This is a genomic window from Enterobacter sp. Lyrl_3, from assembly GCF_051948675.1.
GTDB classification, from domain to species: Bacteria; Pseudomonadota; Gammaproteobacteria; order Enterobacterales; family Enterobacteriaceae; genus Enterobacter; species Enterobacter cloacae.
The window spans coordinates 18,510-44,303 of sequence record NZ_JAYJLI010000007.1 but is presented as its reverse complement, the minus strand read 5'-3'; the positions used below and the strand labels follow the sequence as shown (position 1 = coordinate 44,303).

24 protein-coding genes are annotated in these 25,794 nt (G+C 57.8%); 13 read left to right on the top strand and 11 right to left on the bottom strand.

The window, feature by feature from the left end:
* Positions 1 to 22 precede the first annotated feature (22 nt).
* Complete coding sequence (locus VF709_RS14410) at positions 23 to 703, top strand: EAL domain-containing protein (RefSeq protein WP_038982454.1); 681 nt, start codon at positions 23 to 25, stop codon at positions 701 to 703.
* Between the two features lie 12 nt (positions 704 to 715).
* Here VF709_RS14410 and nlpA read toward each other — a convergent pair whose 3' ends face one another.
* A complete protein-coding gene (gene nlpA, locus VF709_RS14405) occupies positions 716 to 1,516 on the bottom strand; it encodes a lipoprotein NlpA (RefSeq protein WP_038418284.1) in 801 nt (266 codons plus the stop codon).
* A gap of 205 nt (positions 1,517 to 1,721) precedes the next feature.
* The gene (locus VF709_RS14400; protein ID WP_038418282.1) at positions 1,722 to 2,141 is read right to left on the bottom strand and encodes a GNAT family N-acetyltransferase; all 420 of its coding nucleotides are present in this window, start codon (positions 2,139 to 2,141) and stop codon (positions 1,722 to 1,724) included.
* Positions 2,142 to 2,327: 186 nt separating this feature from the next.
* Here VF709_RS14400 and VF709_RS14395 point away from each other — a divergent pair, with 186 nt between their 5' ends.
* From VF709_RS14395 to VF709_RS14375, 5 genes are all read left to right on the top strand, one after another.
* Positions 2,328 to 2,897: a TetR/AcrR family transcriptional regulator gene (locus tag VF709_RS14395; protein WP_013094828.1), complete on the top strand. Its 570-nt coding sequence runs from the start codon at positions 2,328 to 2,330 to the stop codon at positions 2,895 to 2,897.
* A 148-nt stretch (positions 2,898 to 3,045) separates the two neighbouring features.
* Positions 3,046 to 4,167, top strand: a complete 1,122-nt coding sequence (locus VF709_RS14390; protein WP_038982450.1) for an efflux RND transporter periplasmic adaptor subunit — start codon at positions 3,046 to 3,048, stop codon at positions 4,165 to 4,167.
* Positions 4,167 to 7,277 carry an efflux RND transporter permease subunit gene (locus VF709_RS14385; protein WP_440231822.1) on the top strand — a complete coding sequence of 1,037 codons (3,111 nt, stop codon included), beginning with the start codon at positions 4,167 to 4,169 and terminating at the stop codon, positions 7,275 to 7,277. The genes VF709_RS14390 and VF709_RS14385 overlap by 1 nt, the downstream gene beginning before the upstream one ends.
* Positions 7,277 to 8,641 carry an efflux transporter outer membrane subunit gene (locus VF709_RS14380; RefSeq protein ID WP_149896767.1) on the top strand — a complete coding sequence of 455 codons (1,365 nt, stop codon included), beginning with the start codon at positions 7,277 to 7,279 and terminating at the stop codon, positions 8,639 to 8,641. Before VF709_RS14385 ends, VF709_RS14380 begins: the two co-directional genes overlap by 1 nt.
* A 119-nt stretch (positions 8,642 to 8,760) precedes the next feature.
* Positions 8,761 to 9,057, top strand: coding sequence for a YicS family protein (locus VF709_RS14375; RefSeq protein WP_013094824.1), 297 nt, complete (start codon positions 8,761 to 8,763; stop codon positions 9,055 to 9,057).
* A gap of 61 nt (positions 9,058 to 9,118) precedes the next feature.
* Here VF709_RS14375 and VF709_RS14370 read toward each other — a convergent pair whose 3' ends face one another.
* Positions 9,119 to 10,069 (bottom strand): LacI family DNA-binding transcriptional regulator, encoded by a 951-nt coding sequence (locus VF709_RS14370; RefSeq protein WP_013094823.1) that lies wholly within the window; start codon positions 10,067 to 10,069, stop codon positions 9,119 to 9,121.
* 293 nt (positions 10,070 to 10,362) lie between these two features.
* Here VF709_RS14370 and VF709_RS14365 point away from each other — a divergent pair, with 293 nt between their 5' ends.
* From VF709_RS14365 to VF709_RS14340, 6 genes are all read left to right on the top strand, one after another.
* Positions 10,363 to 10,677, top strand: coding sequence for a PTS sugar transporter subunit IIB (locus VF709_RS14365; protein ID WP_013094822.1), 315 nt, complete (start codon positions 10,363 to 10,365; stop codon positions 10,675 to 10,677).
* Positions 10,678 to 10,688: 11 nt separating this feature from the next.
* Entirely contained in the window at positions 10,689 to 12,014 is a 1,326-nt protein-coding gene (locus VF709_RS14360) for a PTS cellobiose transporter subunit IIC (protein WP_013094821.1), read from the top strand.
* Positions 12,015 to 12,031: 17 nt separating this feature from the next.
* Complete coding sequence (locus VF709_RS14355; protein ID WP_149896768.1) at positions 12,032 to 13,405, top strand: glycoside hydrolase family 1 protein; 1,374 nt, start codon at positions 12,032 to 12,034, stop codon at positions 13,403 to 13,405.
* Between the two features lie 11 nt (positions 13,406 to 13,416).
* On the top strand, positions 13,417 to 13,719 hold the full coding sequence (locus VF709_RS14350) for a PTS lactose/cellobiose transporter subunit IIA (protein WP_008500136.1): 303 nt from the start codon (positions 13,417 to 13,419) through the stop codon (positions 13,717 to 13,719).
* 134 nt (positions 13,720 to 13,853) lie between these two features.
* Positions 13,854 to 15,233 carry a carbohydrate porin gene (locus VF709_RS14345; protein ID WP_013094819.1) on the top strand — a complete coding sequence of 460 codons (1,380 nt, stop codon included), beginning with the start codon at positions 13,854 to 13,856 and terminating at the stop codon, positions 15,231 to 15,233.
* A gap of 134 nt (positions 15,234 to 15,367) precedes the next feature.
* Positions 15,368 to 16,273 (top strand): EamA family transporter, encoded by a 906-nt coding sequence (locus tag VF709_RS14340; RefSeq protein ID WP_023620617.1) that lies wholly within the window; start codon positions 15,368 to 15,370, stop codon positions 16,271 to 16,273.
* Between the two features lie 48 nt (positions 16,274 to 16,321).
* Here VF709_RS14340 and nepI read toward each other — a convergent pair whose 3' ends face one another.
* The 3 genes from nepI to VF709_RS14325 form a co-directional block, all read right to left on the bottom strand.
* Positions 16,322 to 17,512 carry a purine ribonucleoside efflux pump NepI gene (gene nepI / locus VF709_RS14335; RefSeq protein ID WP_023620618.1) on the bottom strand — a complete coding sequence of 397 codons (1,191 nt, stop codon included), beginning with the start codon at positions 17,510 to 17,512 and terminating at the stop codon, positions 16,322 to 16,324.
* 64 nt (positions 17,513 to 17,576) lie between these two features.
* Positions 17,577 to 18,104 carry an SRPBCC domain-containing protein gene (locus VF709_RS14330; protein WP_047352072.1) on the bottom strand — a complete coding sequence of 176 codons (528 nt, stop codon included), beginning with the start codon at positions 18,102 to 18,104 and terminating at the stop codon, positions 17,577 to 17,579.
* 96 nt (positions 18,105 to 18,200) lie between these two features.
* Positions 18,201 to 18,653, bottom strand: coding sequence for a DUF1198 domain-containing protein (locus tag VF709_RS14325; protein WP_014830062.1), 453 nt, complete (start codon positions 18,651 to 18,653; stop codon positions 18,201 to 18,203).
* Between the two features lie 99 nt (positions 18,654 to 18,752).
* Between VF709_RS14325 and VF709_RS14320 the strand changes: the two genes are divergently transcribed.
* A complete protein-coding gene (locus VF709_RS14320; RefSeq protein ID WP_440231817.1) occupies positions 18,753 to 19,655 on the top strand; it encodes a LysR family transcriptional regulator in 903 nt (300 codons plus the stop codon).
* On the opposite strand, the gene VF709_RS14315 is transcribed toward VF709_RS14320, so the two are convergent.
* From VF709_RS14315 to uhpA, 5 genes are all read right to left on the bottom strand, one after another.
* The gene (locus tag VF709_RS14315; RefSeq protein ID WP_149896770.1) at positions 19,643 to 20,647 is read right to left on the bottom strand and encodes an alpha/beta fold hydrolase; all 1,005 of its coding nucleotides are present in this window, start codon (positions 20,645 to 20,647) and stop codon (positions 19,643 to 19,645) included. The two genes, VF709_RS14320 and VF709_RS14315, sit on opposite strands and share 13 nt — an antisense overlap.
* 161 nt (positions 20,648 to 20,808) lie before the next feature.
* The gene (uhpT, locus tag VF709_RS14310; RefSeq protein ID WP_013094812.1) at positions 20,809 to 22,200 is read right to left on the bottom strand and encodes a hexose-6-phosphate:phosphate antiporter; all 1,392 of its coding nucleotides are present in this window, start codon (positions 22,198 to 22,200) and stop codon (positions 20,809 to 20,811) included.
* 140 nt (positions 22,201 to 22,340) lie between these two features.
* On the bottom strand, positions 22,341 to 23,660 hold the full coding sequence (locus VF709_RS14305; protein ID WP_013094811.1) for an MFS transporter: 1,320 nt from the start codon (positions 23,658 to 23,660) through the stop codon (positions 22,341 to 22,343).
* Entirely contained in the window at positions 23,653 to 25,158 is a 1,506-nt protein-coding gene (uhpB, locus tag VF709_RS14300; RefSeq protein ID WP_013094810.1) for a signal transduction histidine-protein kinase/phosphatase UhpB, read from the bottom strand. The genes VF709_RS14305 and uhpB overlap by 8 nt, the downstream gene beginning before the upstream one ends.
* Positions 25,155 to 25,748: a transcriptional regulator UhpA gene (gene uhpA, locus VF709_RS14295; protein ID WP_058650559.1), complete on the bottom strand. Its 594-nt coding sequence runs from the start codon at positions 25,746 to 25,748 to the stop codon at positions 25,155 to 25,157. The genes uhpB and uhpA overlap by 4 nt, the downstream gene beginning before the upstream one ends.
* Between the last annotated feature and the right edge of the window lie 46 nt (positions 25,749 to 25,794).

Sequence of the window (25,794 nt, the reverse complement as noted above, 5' to 3'; positions counted from 1 at the left end):
CTTTTTTTCTGCAGGTCTTGTCATGTACACCGTGCTTCCCTCTCCCCTGCTGCATGCCATCACCGGATTGCGGTTTCAGCCTTTAGTCGATTTGCATTCCGGCCAGGCGGTGGCGCATGAGGTTCTGGTGGAGATCCACAACGTGAATCTTGACGCACTCTTCGCTTCACTGCCCACCCGCAGCGCGCTGCAAATTTTTTTCTGGCAGGCCAATACGCTGCTGCAGATGCCGGACAAAGGCCAGTACTGGCTTAATCTCCCGGCAGACCAGCTGCTTGATGCTAAAGCCATCGACCTGTTGCTTGCGCTACGTCACCAGCAGCGCTTAACGATAGAAATTCAGGATCCGTTAACCGTGACCCGCATGAGTGCCGCAGAGCAACGCGGCATCCATCACGCCCTGCTTCGGCTTAAGGCGGCGGGCTGGAAAGTCTGGCTGGATGATCTGACTCAGGAACTGGCAGACGACTATGCGCGTCTTGCTCTGCCGGTAGATGGCATCAAACTGGACCGCTCAGAGCTGAGCTCTCCCGCCCGCTTTGACACACTGGTTCACTTCGTCAGAGAGAAGATTGCCCGGGCTGTTGTCGTCGAAGGCATTGAAACCGCGCAGGACTTACAGCGAGCCTGCGCCTCAGGAGCACGGTTTGGCCAGGGTTTCCTCTGGCCGGAAAGCCGGATAGATGCCAGCGTGACGGTGTAAATTCCGTGGGCATTACCAGCCCGGCACCGCTCCGCCGTTAAAAATGGTCTCCGCCGCCTTCGCTACCTCCGGTGACTGATAGGACTGGATAAATTCCTTTACGTTCTCTGCGTCTTTATTGTCTTCGCGCGTCACCACGATGTTCACGTACGGCGAGTTTTTATCTTCGATAAAGACGCTGTCATGCACCGGGGAAAGCCCGGTTTGCTGGATATAGGTGGTGCTGATGATGGCAACATCCACTTTCGGGTCATCCAGCACGCGCGGCAGTTGCGCCCCTTCCAGCTCCATAATGTTCAGTTTTTTCGGGTTAGCGGTGATATCCAGCGCGGTTGGCAGCAGGCCCACGTCCGGTTTCAGGGTAATCAGTTTCTCTTTTTGCAGCAGGAGCAGCGCGCGACCGAGGTTGGTGGGGTCATTAGGGATGGCAATGGTCGCCCCGTCTTTCAGGTCAGACACGGATTTGATTTTGCGGGAATAACCGGCCATCGGGAAGACGAAGGTATTCGCTACGGCAACCAGTTTGTAGTTATGCGCCTTGTTATCTTCTGCAAGGAACGGACGATGCTGGAAGACGTTAGCATCCAGTTCTCCCTGGTTGGTGGCATCGTTGGGCAGCAGCGAACCGCTAAACCCGACCAGCTCCACATCCAGACCGTATTTCTCTTTTGCCACTTGTTTGGCGACTTCAGCCACATCCTGCTCCGCGCCGTTGATTACGCCGACTTTAATGTGTTTGGCATCGCTGCCACTTTGATCGCATCCTGCCAGCAGCAGACCCGCGAGAACCAGAGCACCCAATCGAAGTTTCACAAGACCTATCCTTTTGATGAACGTTTCAGTGACTATATCGACAACGAGGCGGTGAAATAAAAACCGAAAAGGAATCAATAAGAAGGATAGGTTATATGCGGTCTATTGCCGGGTGACGCTGCGCTTACCCGGCCTACCTGGCGGAGGACGTGTAGGCCCGGTAAGCGTAGCGCCACCGGGCGATGAATCTCGATGCTTGCCGGGCCTAAAGCGCTTTCGTCAGATAATGACGCTGCATGCCTGGATACGGGTAATCCTGCAAAGACATCTGCAGCTGGTACCCCTGTTTTTCATAAAACGGACGCGCCTGGAAGCTGACCGTGTCGACCAGGGCATGTGTACAGCCTTTACGTCTGGCTTCTTCTTCCGCCGTTTTGATAAGCTGGCTGCCCACGCCGGTTCCCCGCACGGTATCGCTCACCCAGAGATAATCAATATTCAGCCATTCACCTTTTCGCACGCCGATTAATCCACCCAGCATAACGCCCTTTTCGTCTCGCATGTAAACGCCAATATCACCACTAAAGTTCGTCATATCTAAAAACTGGGCGTTGTAAGCTCTTAATCCCACAAATAACTCTTCTTTTTCTTCGGGTGTGACTTTTTCTGTTATGCTCAGGTGCATATTTTTCTCCTTATTTTCCACGCAATCTGAATATCTCACAGGTTAACCTTCATAAAAACTCCTTATTTCCTCCATTTTTTAAATCCTGAAATATTCATTCAATATGTAAATAAAAAAAGCCTTTCCAATACGCACCCAAAACGTATAATGAGAACGATCATTCTCACTTTTACCCGGTAATTGACGATGAGCACAAAACTGGAAGAACGGCAGAAACAACGTCAGGACGAGATCATCACCGCCGCGCGCCGCTGCTTTCGCGCCAGCGGATTTCATGCGGCCAGTATGTCGCAAATCGCCAGCGAGGCGAAACTCAGCGTCGGGCAAATTTACCGTTATTTCAGTAACAAAGACGCGATTATTGAAGAGATGATCCGCCGTATTATCGATTCCCGTATCGAGGGAATGCAGGACAAAACGGTGGTGGAAGGCATGCCGCAGGCGCTCGCCTGGCGTCAGACGATTAACGAAGACGACGATGCGCTGATGCTCGAAATGTCCGCCGAGGCGACGCGTAATCCGCAGGTGGCCGCCATGTTAACCGCAGCCGAGGCCCGTATGTTTAGCAACGCCTGTGCGCACCTGAAAAAGCAGTTTCCTCATTTAAGTGATGAACATATTCGCTGCTGCGTGGAGATTACCGCCGTGATGATCGAAGGCACAATTTACCGTCGGCTTACGCCTTTAAACGTGCCGTCAGAACAATTAGAGCCGATTTATCAGAATATTTTAAATATGCTTTTCACTGCGAAGTAATCGCATGTGAATAATTAACGGGAACAGGTAATTTCCCGGTTTACCATTTCTGGTTCTGCCAGAGATACGGTATCGCTGTGCCTTTAAAACGCCCTCCTCCTTGTTAAGCCATTAACAGGGCGGGCATCGTTCACCCTGGAAAAAGATGATGAAAAAGATAACAACCTCCATCGCCGCATTACTCCTCCTTACAGGGTGTGATAATGCGCAAACATCTGCTCCCCAACGTCCTCTTCCGGAAGTGGGGATTGTCACACTCATGAGCCAGCCGGTGTCCGTCGTCAGTGAACTGACCGGGCGTACCACCGCCGCAATGAGCGCCGAAGTTCGCCCACAGGTGGGCGGCATTATTCAGAAGCGGCTGTTCACCGAGGGCGATACCGTGAAAGCCGGACAAGCGCTGTATCAGATCGATCCCTCCAGCTACCGCGCCGCGTTTGATGAAGCCGCCGCGGCGCTGAAACAGGCGCAAGCGCTGGTGCAGGCCGACTGCCAGAAAGCCCGGCGCTATGCGCAGCTGGTGAAAGACGACGGCGTGTCGCGCCAGGACGCGGAAGACGCGAAATCCACCTGCGCGCAGGACAAGGCCAGCGTCGAGTCAAAGAAAGCCGCGCAGGAGAGCGCGCGCATTAACCTCAACTGGACTACCGTCACCGCGCCGATTGCCGGACGCATCGGCATCTCTTCCGTCACCCCCGGCGCGCTGGTGACCGCTCAGCAGGACACCGCGCTGGCCACCATTCGCGGGCTGGACACCATGTATGTCGACTTAACGCGTTCGAGTGCCGATCTGCTGCGATTACGCAAACAAACCCTCGCCTCGAACAGCGATACGCTCAGCGTCACGTTGCAGCTAGAAGACGGCAGCACCTACAGCGAAAAGGGTCGTCTGGCGCTGACCGAAGTGGCGGTGGATGAATCGACCGGCTCGGTCACCCTGCGCGCCGTCTTCCCGAACCCACAGCATCAGCTTTTGCCGGGAATGTTTGTCCGCGCCAGCGTGGACGAGGGCATCATGAATGACGCGATCCTGGCCCCTCAGCAGGGCATTACCCGTGATGCCAAAGGCAAAGCCACTGCGCTGGTGGTGAACGCCAGCAACAAGGTGGAGCAACGCCAGCTGGAAACGGGTGACACCTACGGCGATAAATGGCTGGTGCTGAGCGGTCTGAAGGCGGGCGACAGGCTGATTGTGGAAGGCACCGACAAAGTCACCGCCGGCCAACAGGTGAAGGCCGAAGAGATGAAATCCAGCGGAGGAAATGCCTGATGTTTTCCCGTTTCTTCGTGCGTCGCCCGGTCTTTGCCTGGGTGATCGCCATCCTCATTATGCTCGCCGGGATACTGGCGATCCGCACGCTGCCGGTTGCGCAGTACCCGGACGTCGCCCCGCCGTCGATCAAGATCTCCGCCACCTACACCGGTGCCTCCGCGCAGACGCTGGAAAACAGCGTGACGCAGGTGATCGAGCAGCAGCTCACCGGGCTGGATAACCTGCTCTACTTCACCTCCACCAGCAGTTCGGACGGCTCGGTGAGCATTACCGTCACCTTTGAACAGGGGACCGACCCGGACACCGCGCAGGTCCAGGTGCAGAACAAAGTCCAGCAGGCGGAATCACGCCTGCCGACTGAAGTACAGCAGTCCGGGATCACCGTCGAGAAATCGCAGAGCAACTTCCTGCTGATCATGGGGGTGTACGACAAAACCGACACCGCCAGCAGCTCGGATATCGCCGACTGGCTGGTCAGTAATATGCAGGATCCGCTGGCGCGTGTGGAGGGCGTCGGGAGTCTGCAGGTGTTTGGTGCGGAATACGCGATGCGTATCTGGCTCGACCCGGCGAAGCTGGCGTCCTACTCGCTGATGCCGTCAGATGTGCAAAGTGCGATTGAAGCGCAAAACGTGCAGGTTTCCGCCGGTAAAATCGGCGCACTGCCCTCGTCGAACGCCCAGCAACTGACCGCCACCGTGCGCGCCCAGTCGCGTCTGCAGACGGTGGATCAGTTCAAAAATATCATCGTCAAGAGCCAGTCTAACGGCGCGGTGGTACACATCAGCGATGTTGCACGCGTGGAGATGGGCAGCGAAGATTACACCTCCACCGCGAAGCTGAACGGCCACCCGGCCGCGGGGATGGCGGTGATGCTTTCACCGGGCGCTAACGCGCTCAATACCGCCACGGCGGTGAAAGAGAAAATCGCCGAGTTCAAAAAGTCGATGCCGGAAGGCTACGACGTGGCCTACCCGAAAGACAGCACCGAGTTCATCAAAATCTCCGTTGAGGATGTCATTCAGACTCTGTTCGAAGCCATTATCCTCGTGGTCGTGGTGATGTACCTGTTCCTGCAAAACATCCGCGCCACGCTGATCCCGGCGCTGGCCGTTCCGGTGGTTCTGCTGGGCACCTTTGGCGTACTGGCGCTGTTCGGCTACTCCATCAACACCCTGACCCTGTTTGCGATGGTGCTGGCGATAGGGCTGCTGGTGGATGATGCCATCGTGGTGGTGGAAAACGTCGAACGTATTATGCGCGACGAAGGGCTGCCCGCCCGGGAAGCCACGGAAAAATCGATGGGCGAAATTTCCGGTGCGCTGGTAGCGATTGCGCTGGTGCTCTCTGCGGTGTTCCTGCCGATGGCCTTCTTTGGCGGCTCCACCGGGGTGATTTACCGTCAGTTCTCGGTCACCATTATCTCGGCGATGCTCCTTTCCGTGGTGGTGGCATTAACCCTGACGCCTGCGCTGTGCGGCTCGATTCTGAGCCACACCGCCCCACATAAGAAGGGCTTTTTCGGCGCGTTTAACCGCTTCTACAGCAAGACCGAGCATGGCTATCAGAACAAGGTGCTGCGCGCCCTGCGCCGTTCCGGCGGCATGCTGGTCATCTACGCCCTGCTCTGCGGCGCGATGGGGTTCGCGATGCTGAAACTGCCGGGCAGCTTCCTGCCGACGGAAGACCAGGGCGAAATCATGGTGCAGTACACCCTGCCAGCCGGCGCAACATCGACACGCACCGCCGAAGTCAGCCGCCAGGTGCGCGAGTGGTTCCTCACCAAAGAGAAAGCCAACACCAACGTTATCTTCACCATTGAGGGCTTCAGCTTTAGCGGCAGCGGCCAGAACGCCGGGATGGCGTTTGTCTCCCTGAAAAACTGGTCCGAACGTAAGGGGGATGAAAACACCGCTCAGGCCATTGCCCTGCGCGCCACGCAGGAGCTGAGCACCATCCGCGATGCGACCATCTTTGCCATGACGCCACCGGCGGTGGACGGCCTGGGCCAGAGCAACGGCTTTACCTTTGAGCTGATGGCGAGCGGCGGCACCGACCGCGACACGCTGCTCAAGCTGCGTAACCAGCTGATTGGCGAGGCGAATCAGGATGCCTCCCTGCACGCGGTGCGCGCCAACGATCTGCCGCAGATGCCGCAGCTTCAGGTGGATATCGACAACAATAAAGCCGTGTCGCTGGGGCTCTCCCTGAGCGACGTCACCGACACCCTCTCCAGCGCATGGGGCGGCACCTACGTGAATGATTTTATCGATCGCGGCCGCGTGAAGAAGGTCTATATCCAGGGTGACAGCGACTATCGCGCCGTGCCGTCCGATCTCAACAAATGGTATGTACGCGGTAGCGACAGCACCATGACCCCGTTCTCCGCCTTTGCCACCACCCGCTGGGAGTATGGCCCGGAAAGCCTGGTGCGCTACAACGGATCGGCGGCGTATGAAATTCAGGGCGAGAACGCCAGTGGCGCCAGTTCCGGTACGGCGATGAGCAAAATGGAGCAGCTGGCGAATAATTTGCCGTCCGGCAGCACCTGGGCGTGGAGCGGGTTGTCCTTACAGGAAAAACTGGCAAGCGGCCAGGCCATGAGCCTGTATGCCCTCTCGATCCTGGTGGTGTTCCTGTGTCTGGCGGCGCTGTATGAGAGCTGGTCGGTACCGATTTCCGTCATCCTGGTGATCCCGCTTGGGGTGCTGGGCGCGGCGATTGCCGCCTCTCTGCGCGGCATGAACAATGACGTCTACTTCCAGGTGGCATTGCTGACCACCATCGGCCTGTCGTCGAAGAACGCCATTCTGATTGTTGAATTTGCCGAGGCGAAAGTCGCCGAAGGCTACTCCCTGACACGTGCGGCGCTGCGTGCTGCCCAGACGCGTCTGCGCCCCATCATCATGACCTCGCTGGCGTTTATTGCAGGCGTGACGCCGCTAGCGATTGCCACCGGTGCAGGGGCCAACAGCCGGGTGGCGATCGGTACCGGCATTATTGGTGGGACGCTGGCCGCCACGCTGCTGGCGATCTTCTTCGTTCCGTTATTCTTTGTACTGGTGAAACGTCTGTTCTCCGGTAAACACAGCAACCGGAGGTCATAATGTTTCGTTTATCTGTTTTCGTGTTAGCGCTGATGAGCGCGGGCTGCGTCTCTTTAGATCCCACGTATCAGCGCCCGGCTGCGCCCGTCCCGGCGACGTTGCCGGGTGCGCACGGCGAAGCCACCGCCGTGGTGAGCCAGTGGCAACAGGTGATGAACGATACGCGCCTGAAAGGCGTAGTGACGATGGCGTTCAACAGCAACCGCGACCTGCAAAAAGCGATTGCCGATATTGACGCCGCGCGCGCCCAGTACGGCGAAACGCGATCGTCTCTGTTCCCGACGGTGGACGCGGAGCTGAGCCACACCCGCAGCCGCACGCTGGCAAGCGGTGTCGCCACCAGCGATGAGGCCAACGGCACGGTCTCCAGCTTCGAGCTGGATCTGTTTGGCCGCAACCAGAGCCTGTCGCGTGCAGCACGTGAAACCTGGCTTGCCAGTGAATTTACCGCGCAGAACACGCGCCTGACGATGGTCAGCGAACTGACCACCGCCTGGGTGACCCTGGCGGCCGATAACAGCAACCTGGCGCTGGCAAAATCGACGATGGAGAGCGCCGCCAGCTCGCTCAGGATAGTGAAGCGTCAGCAGCAGGTCGGCGTGACGGCGGCTACGGACGTCAGCGAGGCGATGGCGGTTTACCAGCAGGCTCGAGCCAGCGTGGCGAGCTATCAAACGCAGGTAATGCAGGACAAAAACTCCCTTAATCTGCTGGCGGGTGACACGGTGCCGGACACTCTGCTGCCGGGTACGCTGGAGAGCCTGAGCGATAACGCCATCACGCTGATCCCGGCGGGTGTCAGTTCCAGCGCGCTGCTGCGTCGCCCGGATATTAAGGAGGCGGAGCACAACCTGCTGAGCGCCAACGCCAATATCGGTGCCGCGCGCGCCAACTTCTTCCCGACCATTTCACTGACCGCCAGTGCGGGCGTCGGCAGCGATTCGCTTTCGTCCCTCTTCAGCCACGGGATGAAGGTGTGGTCATTCGCACCGTCCATCACCCTGCCGCTGTTCAGCGGCGGCAACAATCTGGCCCAGCTGCGCTACGCGGAAGCGGAGAAGAAGGGATTGATCGCCACCTACGAGAAAACCATCCAGAGCGCGTTTAAAGACGTGGCCGATGCGCTGGCACGCCGTGAAACGCTCAGCGAGCAGCTTGATGCCCAGCGTGAATACGTTGCGGCCGAGCAAAAAACGCTGGATGTGGCGACCCGCAGCTATCAGGCGGGTGCCGGGGATTATCTGACGGTACTGACCGCGCAGCGGTCGCTGTGGTCGGCGCAGGAATCACTGATATCGCTGCAGCAAACCGACCTGGAAAACCGCATCACCCTGTGGCAGTCGCTGGGGGGTGGGATTGAGTAACGCTTGCGGGGCAATCCGGATATGCGGTGAAGAGAAAATTCATACTTTCGGCTGGCGTCGCTACACTGAATGTAACGATATATTTCTGGGGAAGCATGTGTCTCTTAATGGAGGTTTCGATGAAATCTGCACACCTGGTTTGTCTGCTGGTCTGCCTGCTGTTCGCCGCGTTTGCCCATGCTCAGGAAAAGGACGACCCGGCGCGGGAGGCTCAAATCAAGCAGCAGGTACTCAAAGATGTGAAAAAAGCCTGCACGCCCCAGAAAAAACAGAGCGATAAAGCCTGGCAGGCCATGATTTTATCGTCCGAGGCCAACCAGTTGCTGATTAAAAACGCCATCACGGCCGTGAAGCGTGACAACCTGGAGGCCTACTGGGACGCGGTGAGTCAGGTGGATTGTATGGAGGATTATTGAGGGCTGGAAACGTGCTTTTCGCCGGGTGGCGGCTGCGCCTTACCCGGCCTGCACAACATTTTTAACGCTTACGCACATCCGGAATGATCAAATCCCCGCGCAGCACGTACGACCCGAGCATCTGTGTTTTTTCCGTCAACCAGCTCACGATGCGCGCCGCCATGGCATCCATGGAATACTCAATGGCCGGGATCACCGGAATGCCTGGCAGATGCAGCGATCCGGCAAGGCTGAAGACCATGATGTCCTCCGGCACCGATTTATTAAACGCCTGCAACTGCGGGATCACCCGCTGCGCTTCCTGCTCGTCCGCAACCAGTAATGCATTGAAATTCAGCGTGCTGGCGTTATTCAGCAGCTCCTGCAGCGCCACGGATGAGGAGGTCGCGTCCATAAACACGAGGTTGCGGTTGAAGGGCAGGAAATTTTTTTCCAGCGCATGTTTGTAGCCCAGCAGCACCTGATCGGCAAAGCCGCTACCGTGCGGATGGATCAGGGCAATCTGGCGGCGTCCCTGGCTGGTAAGGTAGTTACAGGCGGTTTCGGCGGCGAAGGCGTGATCGAACTGGATGCTGTTGGGATTTTCTGAGCCCATACAGTCAACCAGGATGACGTTATCCATGTCGATATCCAGTGGAAAACGCGCGCCAATCACCAGAATGTCATCGCAAAGCCCACAGGAGAGCTCTTCCAGGGCGTGCAGCACGTCCGCTTTGCTATGGGCGAAGCGCAGCAGCAGGTGTTTTTGATGCTGGCTGAGCTGTTTTTCCAGCGCGTACAGATAACCGGTCGTCTGGTTAATATTCTCCTGCGCGCAAATCACCCCGATACACCCCGTCGACTGGCTCAGCAGCGACTGCGCAATCACATTGGGCCGGTAGTTCAGTTCATCTACCGCTTTCAGAACGGCCTGACGGCTGGCTTCCTTTACGCCACGCGACCCACTCAACACTCGCGATACCGTGGCTTTCGACACCCCGGCAAGACGTGATACATCATTGATTGTCGACATCTTTTTCCCCTGACAGGCTTACCTCGCGCCTGCAAATTCCATTACCGCTACGGCTCACATTATAGCCAGTAAGGAGTATATCCGTTTCCGTTTTCCATGGAAACCGATTTTCCGTTTCCACTCAAAATGATGTCAAAACAGCCAAATTCTGTGACGCACATCGGGTTAATTAGCCTCATATATAAGGGATCTTGATGGTTGTCACACTTCTGTCTTTTATAAATGGAAACCGGTTTCCATCTGATATCCAATCATTACCGCAATATCTATTTACATTTTGAGGATGGTTGTCGATGTTCAAGATTATGCTCTGCTGCTCTGCCGGGATGTCCACCAGCCTGCTGGTCAGCAAAATGGTCGATGTGGCGAAAGAACGCGGTTTGGCGGTAAAAATTGATGCGTACGGCGTTTCCGAATTTGATACGCAGTTTCCGCAATATCAGGTGGTGCTTCTCGGACCGCAAGTGAAATACATGTTACAGACACTCTCAGACAAGGCGGCCACAAAAGGCATTCCGGTCCAGCCCATCGATATGATGGACTACGGCATGCAGCGTGGCGATAAAGTACTGGACTATGCTCTGTCGCTCATCGAAGCGGCACACTAAAAGGTGTTCACATGAGTTCGTTATATCAATCCATGGTCGCGGTGATTGAGCAGTCAATTACCCCGCTGGCCGCGAAGCTCGGCCAGCAAAAGTATGTGATTGCCATCCGCGACGGCTTTACCGCCGCGCTGCCGTTTATGATCATCGGCTCGTTTATGCTGGTGTTCATCTTCCCGCCGTTCTCGGCGGATACCACCAACAGCTTTGCCCGCGGCTGGCTGGATTTCTCCCAGACTTATCGCGAACAGCTGATGCTGCCGTTTAACCTCAGCATGGGCGTGATGACTTTCTTCATCTCGGTGGGGATCGGGGCGAGCCTGGGGCGTCAGTTTAATCTCGACCCGGTGATGTCCGGCCTGCTGGCCTTTATGGCCTTCCTGCTGGTCGCCGCGCCGTATGCGGACGGTAAGATCTCCACCCAGTATCTGTCTGGTCAGGGGATTTTCACTGCGCTGATCACCGCCATCTACGCCACCCGCGTCTATGCGTGGCTGAAGCAGAACAACGTGACCATTCGTCTGCCGAAGGAAGTCCCGACCGGCGTGGCGCGTTCGTTTGAGATCCTGATCCCGGTGATGGTGGTGATTGGCACCCTGCATCCGCTGAACCTGTTTATCGAGGCGCAGACCGGCATGATCATCCCGCAGGCGATTATGCACCTGCTGGAACCGCTGGTCTCTGCGTCTGACTCGCTGCCTGCCATTCTGCTCTCCGTGCTGCTGTGCCAGATCTTCTGGTTCGCCGGTATCCACGGCTCGCTGATTGTCACCGGCATCATGAACCCGTTCTGGATGGCGAACCTGTCGGCAAACCAGGCGGCTCTGGCGGCCGGTGCGGCACTGCCACACGTCTACCTGCAGGGCTTCTGGGATCACTACCTGCTGATTGGCGGCGTAGGCTCCACACTGCCGCTGGCCTTCCTGCTGCTGCGTAGCCGGGTAACGCACTTACGCACCATCGGCAAAATGGGCGTTGTGCCAAGCTTCTTTAACATCAACGAACCGATCCTGTTCGGCGCCCCCATTATCATGAACCCGATGCTGTTTATCCCGTTCGTGTGTGTTCCGCTGGTGAATGCGTGCCTGGCGTACGCGGCAACCAAACTGGGCTGGCTGGCACAGGTGGTATCGTTAACGCCGTGGACCACGCCCGCACCAATTGGTGCCTCATGGGCCGCCAACTGGGCGCTGAGCCCGGTGGTGATGTGTCTCATCTGTATGGTGATGTCAGCGCTGATGTACCTGCCGTTCCTGCGTGCTTACGAGCGTACGTTGATGAAAAACGAAGAGCAGAAAGCTCAGGCAACCGTCGGTACCGCTGAGACCGCAAGCAATTAAGTCAAAGAGGAAGCGTCATGAAATATACATTTCCCGATAATTTCTGGTGGGGCAGCGCAAGCTCTGCTCTCCAGACCGAAGGGACACGAGAGGGTGAAACCACATGGGATTACTGGTTTGCCCGCGAGCCGAACCGTTTTCACAACGGCGTGGGGCCGCAGCATACCTCCACGTTTTATCAGCACTGGAAAACGGACATTCAGCTGTTAAAGCAGCTGAACCACAACAGCTTTCGCACTTCTATAAGCTGGGCGCGCCTGATCCCCGACGGTATCGGTGAAGTGAATCCAAAGGCGGTCGAATTTTATAACCAGGTCATTAATGAGCTGATCGAGCAGGGCATTACGCCGTTTATCACCCTGTTCCATTTCGACATGCCGATGGCGATGCAGGAGATTGGCGGCTGGGAAAACCGGGAGGTGGTGGACGCTTACGCCCGCTATGCGCAGATTTGCTTCGACCTGTTTGGCGACCGCGTGCTGCACTGGTTTACCTTCAACGAGCCGATTGTCCCGGTTGAGGGCGGTTATCTGTACGATTTCCACTACCCCAACGTGGTGGATTTCCGTCGGGCGGCCACCGTGGCGTATCACACCGTGCTGGCCCACGCGAAGGCTGTCCAGGCCTACCGCGCCGGACATTACGCAGGTGAGATCGGCATCGTGCTCAACCTGACGCCGTCCTACCCGCGCTCGCAAAACCCGGCGGACGTGAAGGCGGCGCACATTGCGGATCTAATGTTCAACCGCAGCTTTCTGGACCCGGTTCTGCGCGGCGAATACCCGGCCGATCTGGTGGCGCTGCTGAAATCTTACGACCAGCTGCCCGCCTGTAAACCGGAGGACAGTTTCCTGATCGCGGAAGGGAAAATCGACCTGCTCGGCATTAACTATTACCAGCCGCGTCGCGTGAAGTGTCGCGACAGCGCGGTGAACCCGCAGGCGCCGTTTATGCCGGAGTGGTTCTTTGATAACTACGAGATGCCGGGCCGCAAGATGAACCCGTACCGCGGCTGGGAAATTTACGAGCCGGGTATTTACGATATTCTGGTTAATCTGCGCGACAATTACGGCAACCCACGCTGTTTTATTTCTGAAAACGGAATGGGTGTCGAAAATGAGCAGCGTTTTATTGAAAATGGCCAAATCAACGATCAATACCGCATCGATTTTATTTCCGGACATTTAGCCTGGCTGCATAAAGGTATTAGCGAAGGGTGTCACTGTCTTGGTTACCATATGTGGACGTTTATTGATAACTGGTCGTGGTGTAATGCGTATAAAAACCGCTATGGCTTTATTCAGCTCGATTTAACTACGCAACAGCGCACCATAAAAAAGAGCGGAGAGTGGTTTGCTGCCACCTCTTTACATAATAGTTTCGAGAAATAGAGAGAAAGACGATGATTGCCTTAGAAGAAGCCGTGATGGAAATCATCGTCAATGCGGGTCAGTCGCGCAGCCTGTGCTTTGAAGCACTGCACGCTGCGCGGCAGGGCAACATTGACGAAGCCAAAAGTCTGCTGCGCGAAGCCGATGGCTACGCGCGCCAGGCGCACAAGATGCAGACCAAACTCATTGAGCAGGATGCGGGTGAAGCCCGTCAGCCGATGACGTTAATTATGGTGCACGCGCAAGATCATTTAATGAATTCATTACTGGCGCGTGAATTATCCGAAGAAATTATTCATTTATATCAGAGATAATCTATGGCGAAATAATGAGTAATACCTCTGTACCTTAAATAGAAATCCACTTGTTCTGATGATAGCGACATACTCTGTCAGATCGGAGCGGGATGGTTATTGTCTGAATAAAATTAAACTATATTGAGATAACCATGACTACCCTAAAAAAACTTCCATTAACCATGGCGGTTATCGCCGCGCTTTGCCCAATTTCTGTACTCGCACAGGAATTTACCCAGGAACAAATCGACGCCATTGTGGCAAAAGCGGTGGATAAAGCCCTCGCGGAGCGTCAGGCCAAAATGGATGCCGCGGTCGCGAAAAAAGCCGACGTGGTGACGGAGCCGCAAAGCGCGGCGCAATCCCCGGATATGGCTATTCCGTTCGGCATTAAATTTACCGGTTATGCCCGTTACGGCGCGCACTTCCAGGCCGCTGACCAGAAATACGTGGCGGTGGACGGTTCCTATAACGGGGCATCAGCCATCGGTCGTCTGGGTAACGAAGGCAACGGCGGTGAATTCCAGCTCTCCAAGGCCTTCAAGGGTGACAACGGCGCCATCTGGGACATCAACGTGATGATCGACCACTGGGGCGATGAAGTTAACCTGAAAAAAGCCTACGCGGGGGTGACCAACATTATGGCCTCCAACCCGAACGCCTACTTCTGGGCCGGTCGTGACTTCCACCAGCGTCCGCAGCAGGGCATCAACGATTACTTCTGGATGAACCACGACGGCCAGGGCGCCGGGGTGAAGAACTTCGACATCGGAGGCGTGCAGTTTGACGTGGCCGCGGTGGCGGCGGTGGAATCCTGTAGCCCGGAAGTCATGGAAGATGAAGCCAACCCGTCACGCATCACCTGTACCGGCGGGTCCGGCACGGGCGACAAAGGTAACTACGCGGCCACCTCTAAAATCCACGGCATGAAGGTTGGTCCGCTGGATCTGGAGCTGTACGCCAACTACGGCTTTGATTCAAAAGCGGTGGAGAGCGATGAGCGTCTGAATGCCTGGCAGGGTGGCGTGGTGCTGAGCCACACCAACGACAGCGGCGTGAACAAGGTGATTGCCCGTTACTCTGATAACGCGGACAACAGCGTGTTCAATAAAACCGAGGATCTGACCACGGTCTATGCCAGCTTCGAAGGGCTGTACAAATTCACCCAGGCCACGCAGGTGGAGTACATCCTCGCCTTCCACGACTACGACAACAGCCGTGATAAGACCGACAACCGTAAGAACTACAACGCCATTGTACGTCCGATGCACTGGTGGAACGACGTCCACTCCACCTGGCTGGAAGCAGGCTGGCAGCATGTGGATTACGACAACGGCGGCGACAACAAGGGCTGGAAGCTGACCCTGTCGCAGAACATGTCTATCGCCATGGGGCCGGAGTTCCGTCCGATGCTGCGCTTCTACGTCACCGGCGGCAAAGTGGATAACGAACGTACCGCCCGCGTGAACAATACCAAAGACGAAACGCTGGACGACTTCAACGTCGGCGCAATGTGGGAGGCATGGTTCTAGTAGAGCGTCGTTTGTTTCGCCCGGCGGCGCTGCGCTTGCACGGGCCTACAAGGTTTTGTAGGCCGGGTAAGCGTAGCGCCACCCGGCAAGATCCCATGTTATGCTACAAAAAAACCAACATCGCAGGGGAGAACATGGGTTCCACACGTAAAGGGATGCTGAACGTCCTGATTGCCGCCGTTTTATGGGGCAGCTCAGGGGTTTGCGCGCAGTACATCATGGAGAAAAGCCAGATCTCGTCACCGTATCTGACCATGGTTCGCCTGCTGTTTACCGGCCTGATCCTGCTGACGCTTTCCTTCGTTCACGGCGACAAAATTTTCTCGGTCATCAAACATCGCAAAGACGCCCTCAGCCTGCTGTTTTTCTCCCTGGCTGGCGCGCTCACGGTGCAGCTCACCTTCCTGGTGACAATCGAGAAATCCAACGCGGCTACGGCCACCGTGCTGCAGTTTCTGTCACCGACGATTATCGTGGCGTGGTTTGCGCTGGCGCGGAAAAAGCGGCCGGGTCTGTTTGTGCTTTCAGCGATCCTGACCTCACTGGTGGGGACATTTTTGCTGGTCACCCACGGCGACCCCACTTCACTCTCCATCTCGCCTGCGGCTTTGTTCTTCGGCATTGCCTCGGCCTTTGCCGCGGCATTTTACACGACGTATCCGTCAACCCTGATCGCCCGTTACGGCACCTTGCCGATTGTCGGCTGGAGTATGTTGATCGCCGGCTTAACGCTGACGCCGTTCTACGCCGGACGCGGCACCGCGTTTGTTATTGACGGCAGCCTGCTGCTGGCGTTTTTCTACCTGGTGGTGATCGGCACGGCGCTGACCTTCAGCCTGTACCTGAAAGGCGCGCAGATGATCGGTGGGCCGAAGGCAAGCATTCTGAGCTGCGCCGAGCCGCTGAGCAGCGCGTTACTGTCGGTGATTTTACTGGGCGTGGCGTTTACCCTGCCGGACTGGCTGGGCACGCTGCTGATCGTGTCGTCGGTGGTGTTGATTTCGATGGATTCGAGAAAACGGGTGAAAGCCCCGGCGTAGCCTGTTGCCCTCACCCCAGCCCTCTCCCACGGGAGAGGGAGAAAAGCATTACTTCGTCTTCACTTTCCCTGCCACCAGCAGCGCGGTCAGCAGCATCAGCGTGCCGGAGATGACCAGCGGCGACGTCAGCCCCAGGTGGTCGAGCGCCACGCCGCCCACCGCCGCGCCGCAGGTGTTCGCCAGCTGGATCACCGCCACCTGAATCGACCCGGCTTTTTCAGCCTGATCGGCAAGCGAGCGGGTGATCCACGTCGACCAGCCCACCGGCACCAGCGCAAAGGCAAAGCCCCAGATAATCGCAATCGCCGAGGCAACCCATTTGTCGCTGCCCCACAGAATGAGCACGACGGCACTGACAGCCAGTACCAGCGGGGCGCCAGCAAGCGCCACTTTCAAAGAGCGCTTCAGGAACTGAGACGACAGCGAGGTGCCGACAAAGCTGGCGATACCGAAGCTGAGCAGCACCAGCGTCAGGCCATCCACGTCAAAGCCCGCCATGGTCATAAAGACCGGGCGGATATAGGTAAAGAAGGCAAACTGCCCGGCAAAGGCCATGAAGATGGCGGTCATCCCCGCCAGCACGCCGGGGCGCTTAAGCAGACTGAACATGTTCTGTTTGTGGTGCGCCGCTTCTCCCGGCAGGGACGGCAGCGCTTTCCACACCCACAGAATGCAGAGAAAACCCATCACCGCTGCGGCGTTAAAGACGTTACGCCAGCCGATGATTCCGCCAAGGAAACTCCCCAGCGGCGCGGCAATCACCAGCGCGATGGAGACCGCGCCAAAGATAACGGAGAGAGCTTTCGGCACGGTGCGTGCCGGCACCAGACGCATGGTGAGCGAGGCGGACATTGCCCAGAAACCGCCCAACCCCAGACCCAGACAGGCGCGGCCGAGCAGCAGCAGGGTGAAGCTCTCCGCGAAAGAGACCAGCAGACAAGAAAGCGTCAGGAGCACGCTGAAGAGAATGACCACTTTACGGCGATCAATCGCGCCAATAACCTGCGTGATAAACAGGCTGGCAAACATCGCCACAAACGCGGTCACGGTAACGGACTGCCCTGCTACGCCCTCGGAAATGCCCAGGTCCTGCGCCATCGGCGTCAGCAGGCTGACCGGTAAAAACTCCACGGTAATCAGACAGGCGACACAGAACGCCACGGAAAAAACCGCCGACCAGTTGGGGCGAGAAACCTCTTTGGTCTGCGGTCTGGTCGTGGGCTGGATATGTTCTGTCATGGTGTCACCTGAGATAAAAACGTGCGGGAAAGTCGCGCAGTTTATCATCAAAAGTGTGACGAATTTAACGTTTCGACAACTTTTCTTGCATCGCCGCCTTCGCCAGCCCGACGATCCACTCCTGATGCCCGTTGATCATCGGGTTCGGTAGGGTACGTGCTAATTCCTGTGCCGGAACGCCTTTCTGCGACTCCTGAGTCAAAATACGGACGCGGTTACCCGGTAAGTCTTCAAACAGCCAGGCGTGGATCACATCCAGACGCGCGCTCTCCTCCCCTTCCACCCAGCCGTGCCAGGCGATACGCGCCGCCTCGCCATCGACCGGCGGAACATACTCCGTCACCTGCGCCTCAACCGGAAAGCCAAAGGTCGTGAAGCGGAAGCGGGCGTTGGCGCTCAGTTCCGGACCGCTGCCGTCGTGAAAACGAATATCTTCGGCGTTGCTGTAGTAGTTCGGCCACAGGGTAGTGTCGTTGAGCTGCGCCCAAATCTCTTTTGCGCTCAGCCCGGCGACAATGATTTCGTTGGACGCAAAGTTATCGGTGGTGCCTGGCAGGTAATCGTCTGGCCAGATAATGGCGGATTGTTTCATGGTTCACCTCATCGTGAGTGGATGAGGTGATGGTGCGCCCGTGAGTGGTATAAATCTAATGATGATGCCTTATACTCATCATCACGGTTCGTGATATCAGTGCAGGTAAAATACACCCTCTTCCGGCAGAAAGAGCTGGTTGTAACGCAGCTGGAAAGCGTTCAGCTCCTGCGGATCCGGCTCCATCTCGCGCATAAAGCCAAGCGCCAGACGAATTTGCGCATCGGTGATCGGCGCGGCCAGACGGGCTTTACGCAACATGCGGTGCCAGGTGTGGAGATTCTCTTCGCTACCGTCGACGATACAGACCTGCCAGATGAGCAGCACCTGGGCAGCGTTTTGCAGATGCGCCTCGTCCGGGCGTTCAAGATAGCGGATAAACTCATTGCCGGGCGTTTTACCGAACTGATCGATCATCGATTCTACCGGCATCGGGGTGATACCCAGCCGTTCGCTCAAGCGTTTGATGGCGCGGCGGGAATCCGAGGTCAGGACACGAAACCCAACCACAAACACCACGGCAAGCGTTGCCAGCATTATCCAGACCATGCGTTCTCCTTTGAATAGCCGCTCATCATAGCGGGAAACGCAGGGTATCGACAGCGGGCACGGCCATAATAGTGAACTGAAAAAAGGTAGAACATCGTCATGAAAACGGATCTGCGCACGCTGGATCTTAACCTGCTGAAAACGCTCGACGCCCTGCTGGATGAACGCAGCGTCACCCGCGCGGCGACGCGTCTGGCCCTGACCCAGCCGGCGGTCAGCGGCATGCTGAACCGCCTGCGGGATTACTTCGACGACCCGCTGTTTATCCGTGCGCCCCACGGTATCGCACCCACGACGCGTGCGGAAGAGCTGGCCGCGCCGGTGAAGCGCATCCTGGCAGATATCGACCTCCTGCTGCAGCCGGTGGCGTTTGACCCACTGCAGGCCACTCTCACCTTCACGCTTGCTGCCACCGATTACGCGCTCCGCGCGATCGCGGTGCCGTTTATCGCGGCACTGAAGGTGCGGGCACCGGCAATACGCGTGCGGGTTATACCTGTCGATTCCGAGCGTATGATGAACCAGCTTGAACGCGGGAACGTTGACGTGGCGCTGATCACGCCCCACACCACGCCAGACGACCTGCACAGCCGGGCGCTTTATGATGAACGGTACGTTTGCATGATGCGTGCCGACCACCCGGACGCGGGCAAACCGCTCTCTCTGGCGCGCTTTTGCGCCCTTGAGCACGTGCTGGTCTCTTATGAGGGTGACAGTTTTCGCGGCGTGACGGATGGCGCGCTGGAAAAAATGGGCCGGACGCGGCACGTAGGGTTATCGGTGAGCAACTTCCTGGTACTGCCGGATGTACTGGCGATAAGCGATATGATCGCCGTGGTACCGTCACGGATAGCGGAAAACCAGACAGGAATGTTTGTCTGCGACACACCGATTCCGGTGCCGGGTTTCACCAAGTGCATGGCCTGGCACGCCAGAACACACCGTAATCCCGCGCAGATGTGGCTGCGCGGGTTGTTGCTGGAAACCTGTCAGCGCGCCTGAAGCCCTTTCAGCAGTGCCTCGTGGAAGCGTGCAGGATCCTGCATCTGCGGCGCGTGCCCCATGTCGTTGAACTCGACCAGCGTCGCGTGCGGGATGCGTTTCGCCGTCTCCTTCCCCAGCACCGCATAGTTGCCGAGCGTTTTGCGGATCTCAGGCGGGGCGAGATCTTTCCCGATGGCGGTGTTGTCCTTCGTGCCGATCATCAATAATACCGGCATCTTTAGTTCACTAAATTCGTAGATCACCGGCTGGGTGTAAATCATGTCGTAAAGCAGCGCCGAGTTCCAGGCCACACGTTCTTTTCCCGGCCCGTTGTTAAGCCCGGCAAGCATGGTGACCCAACGCTCGTACTCCGGCTTCCACGCTCCGGCGTAGTAGGTATTTTTCTCGTACTGACGGATGCCGTCGGCCCTGACCTTCAGCTCGCGCTGGTACCACTGATCGACCGTAATATGCGGCACGCCGCGCGCTTTCCAGTCTTCCAGACCAATTGGGTTGACCATCACCAACTGCTCCACCTGCTGCGGCCACATCAGCGCGTAGCGGGTCGCCAGCATGCCGCCAGTCGAGTGGCCGATAACCGTCACGCGATCGACGCCGAGCGTTTTCAGCAAGGCGTGGGTGTTATCCGCCAGCTGCTGAAAGGTGTACTGATAGTGCTCCGGTTTGGTGGATTTACAAAAGCCAATCTGGTCGGGAGCGATCACCCGATAACCGCTGGCTGAGAGCGCACGGATAGTGCCGTCCCAGGTACCGGCGCAGAAGTTTTTGCCGTGCATCAGCACCACGGTGCGGCCATTGGGTTTTTCCGGCTTCACGTCCAGATAAGCCATATCCAGAGACTGTCCCTGGGAGGTAAACTCAAAGTGTTTTACCGGCCAGCCGTAGTCGAAACCTTCCAGCTTCTCGCCGTAGGTGGGCGCATCCGTAGCCATTGCGGGGGTTGCCAGCGCCATCAACAACGCCAGGCAGGATAATCGTCGGGTCAACATGCAAGCTCTCCCATAGCAAAAGGAATAAGGCTGCGCGAAAGGCGGCAGCAAAAAAAACTGTAGAGCAAGGAGAGGGGCGATTGTGTAAAGCGGGGTAAAAACTGGAATTTAAAACAAAAAAGCCCGGCATCACACACCGGGCAAAGAAGTCACCTGCACACTCAGGCTGCTTTTAATTTCTGCACACGATTTTCACGGCGAATTTTACGTTCTTCGAGCACCGCAACCATTGCCATCAGGACGATACAGCCGATGGCGGCGGCATCCAGCGCCGCAAAGGTGCCTGCCCAGCCGGTGAGGCCGAAAATCGGCGTGCCGTCGGCAATCATCCCCAGACCCAGTTTGGCGAAGCTGTCGCCGATCAGGTAGGCGAAGGTGCCTTTAATCCCATCGGCGGCGCCGATCGCTTTTTTCGGTACAAAACCTACCGCCGCTACGCCGATCAACAGCTGCGGACCAAACACCAGGAAGCCGAGCGCAAACAGAGACGCCAGGTAAACGTACTGGTTGCTGGCGTGCTGGTAGACGCCCAGGGTAGCGATAATCAGCGCCAGCGCGACGCAGGCCACCAGCGCACGACGACCGTTGGCGAGGTCAGAGAGCCAGCCCCACAGCAGCGTACCGACCAGCGCACCCACCTCAAACAGGGTGAAGCCCTGAATCGCGACTTCTTTTGAGAGCTTAAGCTCCTGGAAGGCATACACGGTCGACCACTGGTCAATACCGATGCGCACCACGTACAGGAAAATGTTGGAGAAGCAGAGCAGCCAGATCACTTTGTTTTTCAGCACGTACTCAACAAAGATCTGCCATTTTGTCATCTCGTTCTCTTCGGTCTCTTTGTCCTCTTCGCTGATCGCCTCGCCGAACAGCTCTTCGGCTTTGCCGAGGCCGTAAGATTCCGGAGAGTCGCTGCCGAAACGCAGACCGATAAAGCCGACAATCAGGGCGATAATCGACGGGAAGATAAACATGCCGATGACGTGACCGTCAAACAGGTAGTTAGCACCGAACAGCGCCACGCCTGCTGCCCCCGCCCCGCCGAGGTTGTGGGAGATGTTCCACATACCAAGGTATGAACCACGCTTACGGCGCGGGGTCCATTTGGTGATGGTGGAGTAGCTGCACGACCCGCCGGTACTCTGGAAGAAACCGCTCAGGGCGTAGAAGGCGATCATCAGGAACAGGCTGACGGAGCCCGCGCCCATGCTGGCGCTGAAGCCGAGCATACAGATGGCGGAGAGGATCAGCATAAACGGCAGGAATTGCTTGGTGTTTTTGCCGTCTGCATAGTACGAGACAACGGTTTTGCCCACGCCGTAAGTGATGGAGAAGCCCAGGCCAATCATCCCCAGCTGCGTCATGCTCAGCCCGTAGGTAGAGATCATGTCGTTCTGCGCGATGTTAAAGTTTTTGCGGATCAGGTACATGGTCAGGTAGCCGATAAAGACCACCAGATAGGACTGCATGAACGGTTTGAACCACATTTTGCGCCGCACGTCGAGCGGCAGATCCAGGGTCGGCTTGCGCACCTGATTAAGGAAGGCCAGCATGGTTTGCTCCTGAGCTGATTTTTACCTGCGAATGGCAGGCATTGTAAAAATCAGCCAGGAGAGATGCCTGAGACAGCGTCCAGGTAAAACCGGGAAAATTTCTTAGTTTTGCGCCACTCGGGGTGAAAAGGTGAGGCGCATCACATCACACTGGCTTCACGCGGCGCCTGCGCATGCAAAAACGGTAGCAGCAGCAGGGCCGATATCCCCGCCGCGATGGCGATCACGGCAAAGAAACCGCTCCAGTGCCAGATGTCGATCACCCGCGCCAGCGGCCAGCCGGAGAGGGACGCGCCCAGGTAGGCGAACAACCCGACGAAGCCCGTCGCCGCACCCGCCGCCTCTTTATGCGAGCATTCTGCCGCCGCCATGCCGATCAGCATCTGCGGGCCAAACACGAAGAAGCCGATGGTAAAGAAGCACGCCGCCTGCATCACGTAGCTGGCGAATGGCATCAACCACAGCGAACCGACGGAGAGTAAAATTCCTGCCGCAAAGATGAGGTTCATTGGGCCACGGTTGCCGTTGAAGAGCTTATCCGAGCCCCAGCCCGCCACCAGCGCGCCGATAAACCCGCCCAGCTCGAACATCGTCACCGCCGAGTTGGCGGTCACCAGGTCCACCCCCAGCGTCTCGGACATGTACAGGTTACCCCAGTCGTTGATGGCCGCGCGCACCACGTAGACCAGCACGTAGCAAAGCGACAGCAGCCAGATATACGGGTTTAACAGCACGTATTTGGTGAGGATCTCTTTGCGCGTCAGCCCCGCCCCCTCAAGCTGTTGCGCCACTTCCATTTCATCGTGCCGCCAGTCGCCCACCGCGGGCAGCCCCACGGTTTGTGGCCTGTCGCGCAGCCGCCAGCAGAGGAACAACCCGGCCAGGATCGCCAGACCACCGGCAATCATCATCCCCGCGCGCCAGCCGTAGTGCAGCGCCGCTGCGCCCACCACCATTGGGATCAGCGCGCCACCGACGTTATGCGCGGTGTTCCAGATGGCCCACCAGCCGCCGCGCTCGTTGCGCGAGTACCACGCCGTGAGCAGGCGGGCGCAGACCGGCGCGCCCCAGCCCTGGAAAAAGGCGTTCAGCGCCCACAGCAGGGCAAACGCCCAGAGCGAGGTGGAAAAGCCAAACAGAATATTCACCACTCCAGTTGCGATTAGCCCAAAGCCCATAAAGTAGCGGGCATTGGAGCGGTCGCTGACGATGCCGGAGAAGAACTTCGACAGGCCGTAGGTGATGTAGAACAGCGTCGCCAGCAGGCCGATATCGGTGCGCGTCATCACGCCGCTGGCAAGGATTTCCGGCGCGGCGGCGTTGAAACTTTTGCGGGTAAAGTAGAACAACGCGTAGCCGAGCCAGATAGTGATCAGGATATGACGACGCCAGTAGCGGTAGCGGGCGTCGATCTCCGCTTTGTTGCCTATCGGCGCGGCGTTTGCGGGGGTTTTAAACATGATGGCTCCTTAGCGGCAGGCTGACGCTGACGCGCGTCCCGTGGGTGCAGGAGATATTCAGCGTGCCGCCCAGCGCCTTCACGCGCTCGCGCATGCCCGCCAGGCCAAAGCCCTGCTGCCCGGAGCCCGGCGGCAGGCCGCAGCCGTCGTCCTCAATCACCAGCCTGAGGCTTTCATCCTGCTGCCAGCCCTGCAGCGTCACAGCGCTGGCGTTGGCGTGTTTGACGATATTGTTCAGCCCTTCCTGACAGACGCGGAACAGCGTGACGCGCTGGCCTTCACTCAGCAGTGATTCATCAATGCGCCAGTCGAGATGGCTGACAATTCCGCGGCTTTCCAGCTCCATCTCGCGCATCAGGGAGCGTACCGCCTGTTCCAGAGAGAGATCGTCCAGCTGGCGCGGACGGAGCCTGCCCAGCAGGCGACGCACCGAATCGTACACGCCAAGAGAGAGCTGTTCGATATGCGCCCCGCCCTGCTTCACTCCGGCGTTATCCGCCGCCAGGCGCTGAACAATGCCCGCCTGGGTGCGAATGGCGGTAATGGTCTGGCCGATGTCGTCGTGCAGTTCGCGCGCTACCTCCTGGCGCACGCTCTCTTCGGTCTCCAGCAGGCGTTCTGCCAGGCGGCGATTGCGCGACAGCTCGGTTTGCAGGGACTGGTTCAGCTCACGCAGGCGCTGAATACCTGCCCCGAGCAGCAGCCCGGTCAGGCTCTGCGCCAACAAAGAGAGCAGTAAATCGACCGGGTGATCGTGCCAGGTCTGGCTGGCAATCAGCGCGATGGCGTTCATCAGCGTGGCGATCAGCGCCCCCTGCCAGCCGTAATGCCAGGCGAGAGCAATGATCGGCAGCGCCAGACAAAACGGGGTAAAACGGGAAAGCTCAGCAGGCAGGCCAAGCTGCAGCCACAGGCTCACCACAAACAGCAGCAGATACCAGATGAGATGCCGGGCGCGCCAGTTAACCGGCTGGGAGACCAGCGATGGCCCGAGCGGCTGCCAGACAGTGCTGGTGAGATAGTGCCAGAAAACCAGACAGGTGGGTGCCAGCGTCAGGCCGCCGGTCAGGGTCAGCAGCAGGGCGTTAAGCATCTCCTTTTCGCCTACCCACGGCAGGGATTGCAGCAGCGCGGCGGCAATCAGCGCCGCCCCCTGGCGCAGCAGCGTGCGCCAGTCGCGCTGGTGACGATAGCGGGAAATCAACGCAACCGGGAGGAGCGTGAGCAGGCTTCCGGTCATCAATAAGGGCAGATGCGCGAGGGCGACCTCCTGCGACAACCAGATCAGCATCAACCACTCTGCGCCCAACAAAACCGGCCAGTAGCCGCGCGGGCATTGCAACATCAGCCCCAGACGCAGGCCAAAGGGAAACAGCAGCACCGCCAGCTCCGGGCGTTCCACCAGGTGCAGGCTGATGCTCCACAGGCAGAACCAGGCGGCAGAGAAGATAAAAAAGCTGGCAACAACGGCGATCAGCCGCGAAATCAACGGGTTCATTGCCAGCTATCGAACATACAGCGCGCCAGCTCGACGTCGTTGCTGACGCCGAGTTTTTCCATCAGGTTAGCGCGGTGAACGTGCACGGTTTTGGGCGACAAACCCAGTTCGGCGGCAATCTCTTTCACCGCCATCCCCTGAGCGAGTTTTTCTGCCACCTGACGCTCACGCCGGGTAAGCGGATCCTGACGTCCGGCCGCCAGCTTGAGGGCGATATCCGGCGTCAGGTAGCAGCCGCCCGTCGAGACGGTGCGCACAGCGGCGATCAGCTCATCCGGGCTACAGCGTTTAGAGAGAAATCCACGCGCACCGGCATTGAGCGCCTGCTCCACCAGCGCCGGGCTGTCATGAACCGAGAGCATGATAATCGCCATCCCTTTCGGTAACTGACTTAGCAGCTCCAGCCCGGAGAGATCCGGCATTGAGATGTCACAGATACAGACCTGTACGCCACGCCCCGGCAGGCCTGCCAGCGCCTCGCGCCCCGAGCCGAACTCTGCCACCACCTGAAAATCCGGTTCGAGGTTTAGAAGCTGGGCAAAGCCGGAGCGAACGATAAGGTGGTCGTCGATGAGAGCGATGGTGGTCATGTCTGTTCCTGCGGTCTGAAAACGCCGGATGGCGCTGCGCTTATCC

Coding starts and splice junctions, on each gene's coding strand:
- VF709_RS14410 (WP_038982454.1), top strand. CDS start 23: ATGTACACCGTGCTTCCCTCTCCCCTGCTGCATGCCATCACCGGATTG.
- VF709_RS14400 (WP_038418282.1), bottom strand. CDS start 2,141: ATGCACCTGAGCATAACAGAAAAAGTCACACCCGAAGAAAAAGAAGAG.
- VF709_RS14395 (WP_013094828.1), top strand. CDS start 2,328: ATGAGCACAAAACTGGAAGAACGGCAGAAACAACGTCAGGACGAGATC.
- VF709_RS14390 (WP_038982450.1), top strand. CDS start 3,046: ATGAAAAAGATAACAACCTCCATCGCCGCATTACTCCTCCTTACAGGG.
- VF709_RS14385 (WP_440231822.1), top strand. CDS start 4,167: ATGTTTTCCCGTTTCTTCGTGCGTCGCCCGGTCTTTGCCTGGGTGATC.
- VF709_RS14380 (WP_149896767.1), top strand. CDS start 7,277: ATGTTTCGTTTATCTGTTTTCGTGTTAGCGCTGATGAGCGCGGGCTGC.
- VF709_RS14375 (WP_013094824.1), top strand. CDS start 8,761: ATGAAATCTGCACACCTGGTTTGTCTGCTGGTCTGCCTGCTGTTCGCC.
- VF709_RS14370 (WP_013094823.1), bottom strand. CDS start 10,069: ATGTCGACAATCAATGATGTATCACGTCTTGCCGGGGTGTCGAAAGCC.
- VF709_RS14365 (WP_013094822.1), top strand. CDS start 10,363: ATGTTCAAGATTATGCTCTGCTGCTCTGCCGGGATGTCCACCAGCCTG.
- VF709_RS14360 (WP_013094821.1), top strand. CDS start 10,689: ATGAGTTCGTTATATCAATCCATGGTCGCGGTGATTGAGCAGTCAATT.
- VF709_RS14355 (WP_149896768.1), top strand. CDS start 12,032: ATGAAATATACATTTCCCGATAATTTCTGGTGGGGCAGCGCAAGCTCT.
- VF709_RS14350 (WP_008500136.1), top strand. CDS start 13,417: ATGATTGCCTTAGAAGAAGCCGTGATGGAAATCATCGTCAATGCGGGT.
- VF709_RS14345 (WP_013094819.1), top strand. CDS start 13,854: ATGACTACCCTAAAAAAACTTCCATTAACCATGGCGGTTATCGCCGCG.
- VF709_RS14340 (WP_023620617.1), top strand. CDS start 15,368: ATGGGTTCCACACGTAAAGGGATGCTGAACGTCCTGATTGCCGCCGTT.
- nepI (WP_023620618.1), bottom strand. CDS start 17,512: ATGACAGAACATATCCAGCCCACGACCAGACCGCAGACCAAAGAGGTT.
- VF709_RS14330 (WP_047352072.1), bottom strand. CDS start 18,104: ATGAAACAATCCGCCATTATCTGGCCAGACGATTACCTGCCAGGCACC.
- VF709_RS14325 (WP_014830062.1), bottom strand. CDS start 18,653: ATGGTCTGGATAATGCTGGCAACGCTTGCCGTGGTGTTTGTGGTTGGG.
- VF709_RS14320 (WP_440231817.1), top strand. CDS start 18,753: ATGAAAACGGATCTGCGCACGCTGGATCTTAACCTGCTGAAAACGCTC.
- VF709_RS14315 (WP_149896770.1), bottom strand. CDS start 20,647: ATGTTGACCCGACGATTATCCTGCCTGGCGTTGTTGATGGCGCTGGCA.
- uhpT (WP_013094812.1), bottom strand. CDS start 22,200: ATGCTGGCCTTCCTTAATCAGGTGCGCAAGCCGACCCTGGATCTGCCG.
- VF709_RS14305 (WP_013094811.1), bottom strand. CDS start 23,660: ATGTTTAAAACCCCCGCAAACGCCGCGCCGATAGGCAACAAAGCGGAG.
- uhpB (WP_013094810.1), bottom strand. CDS start 25,158: ATGAACCCGTTGATTTCGCGGCTGATCGCCGTTGTTGCCAGCTTTTTT.
- uhpA (WP_058650559.1), bottom strand. CDS start 25,748: ATGACCACCATCGCTCTCATCGACGACCACCTTATCGTTCGCTCCGGC.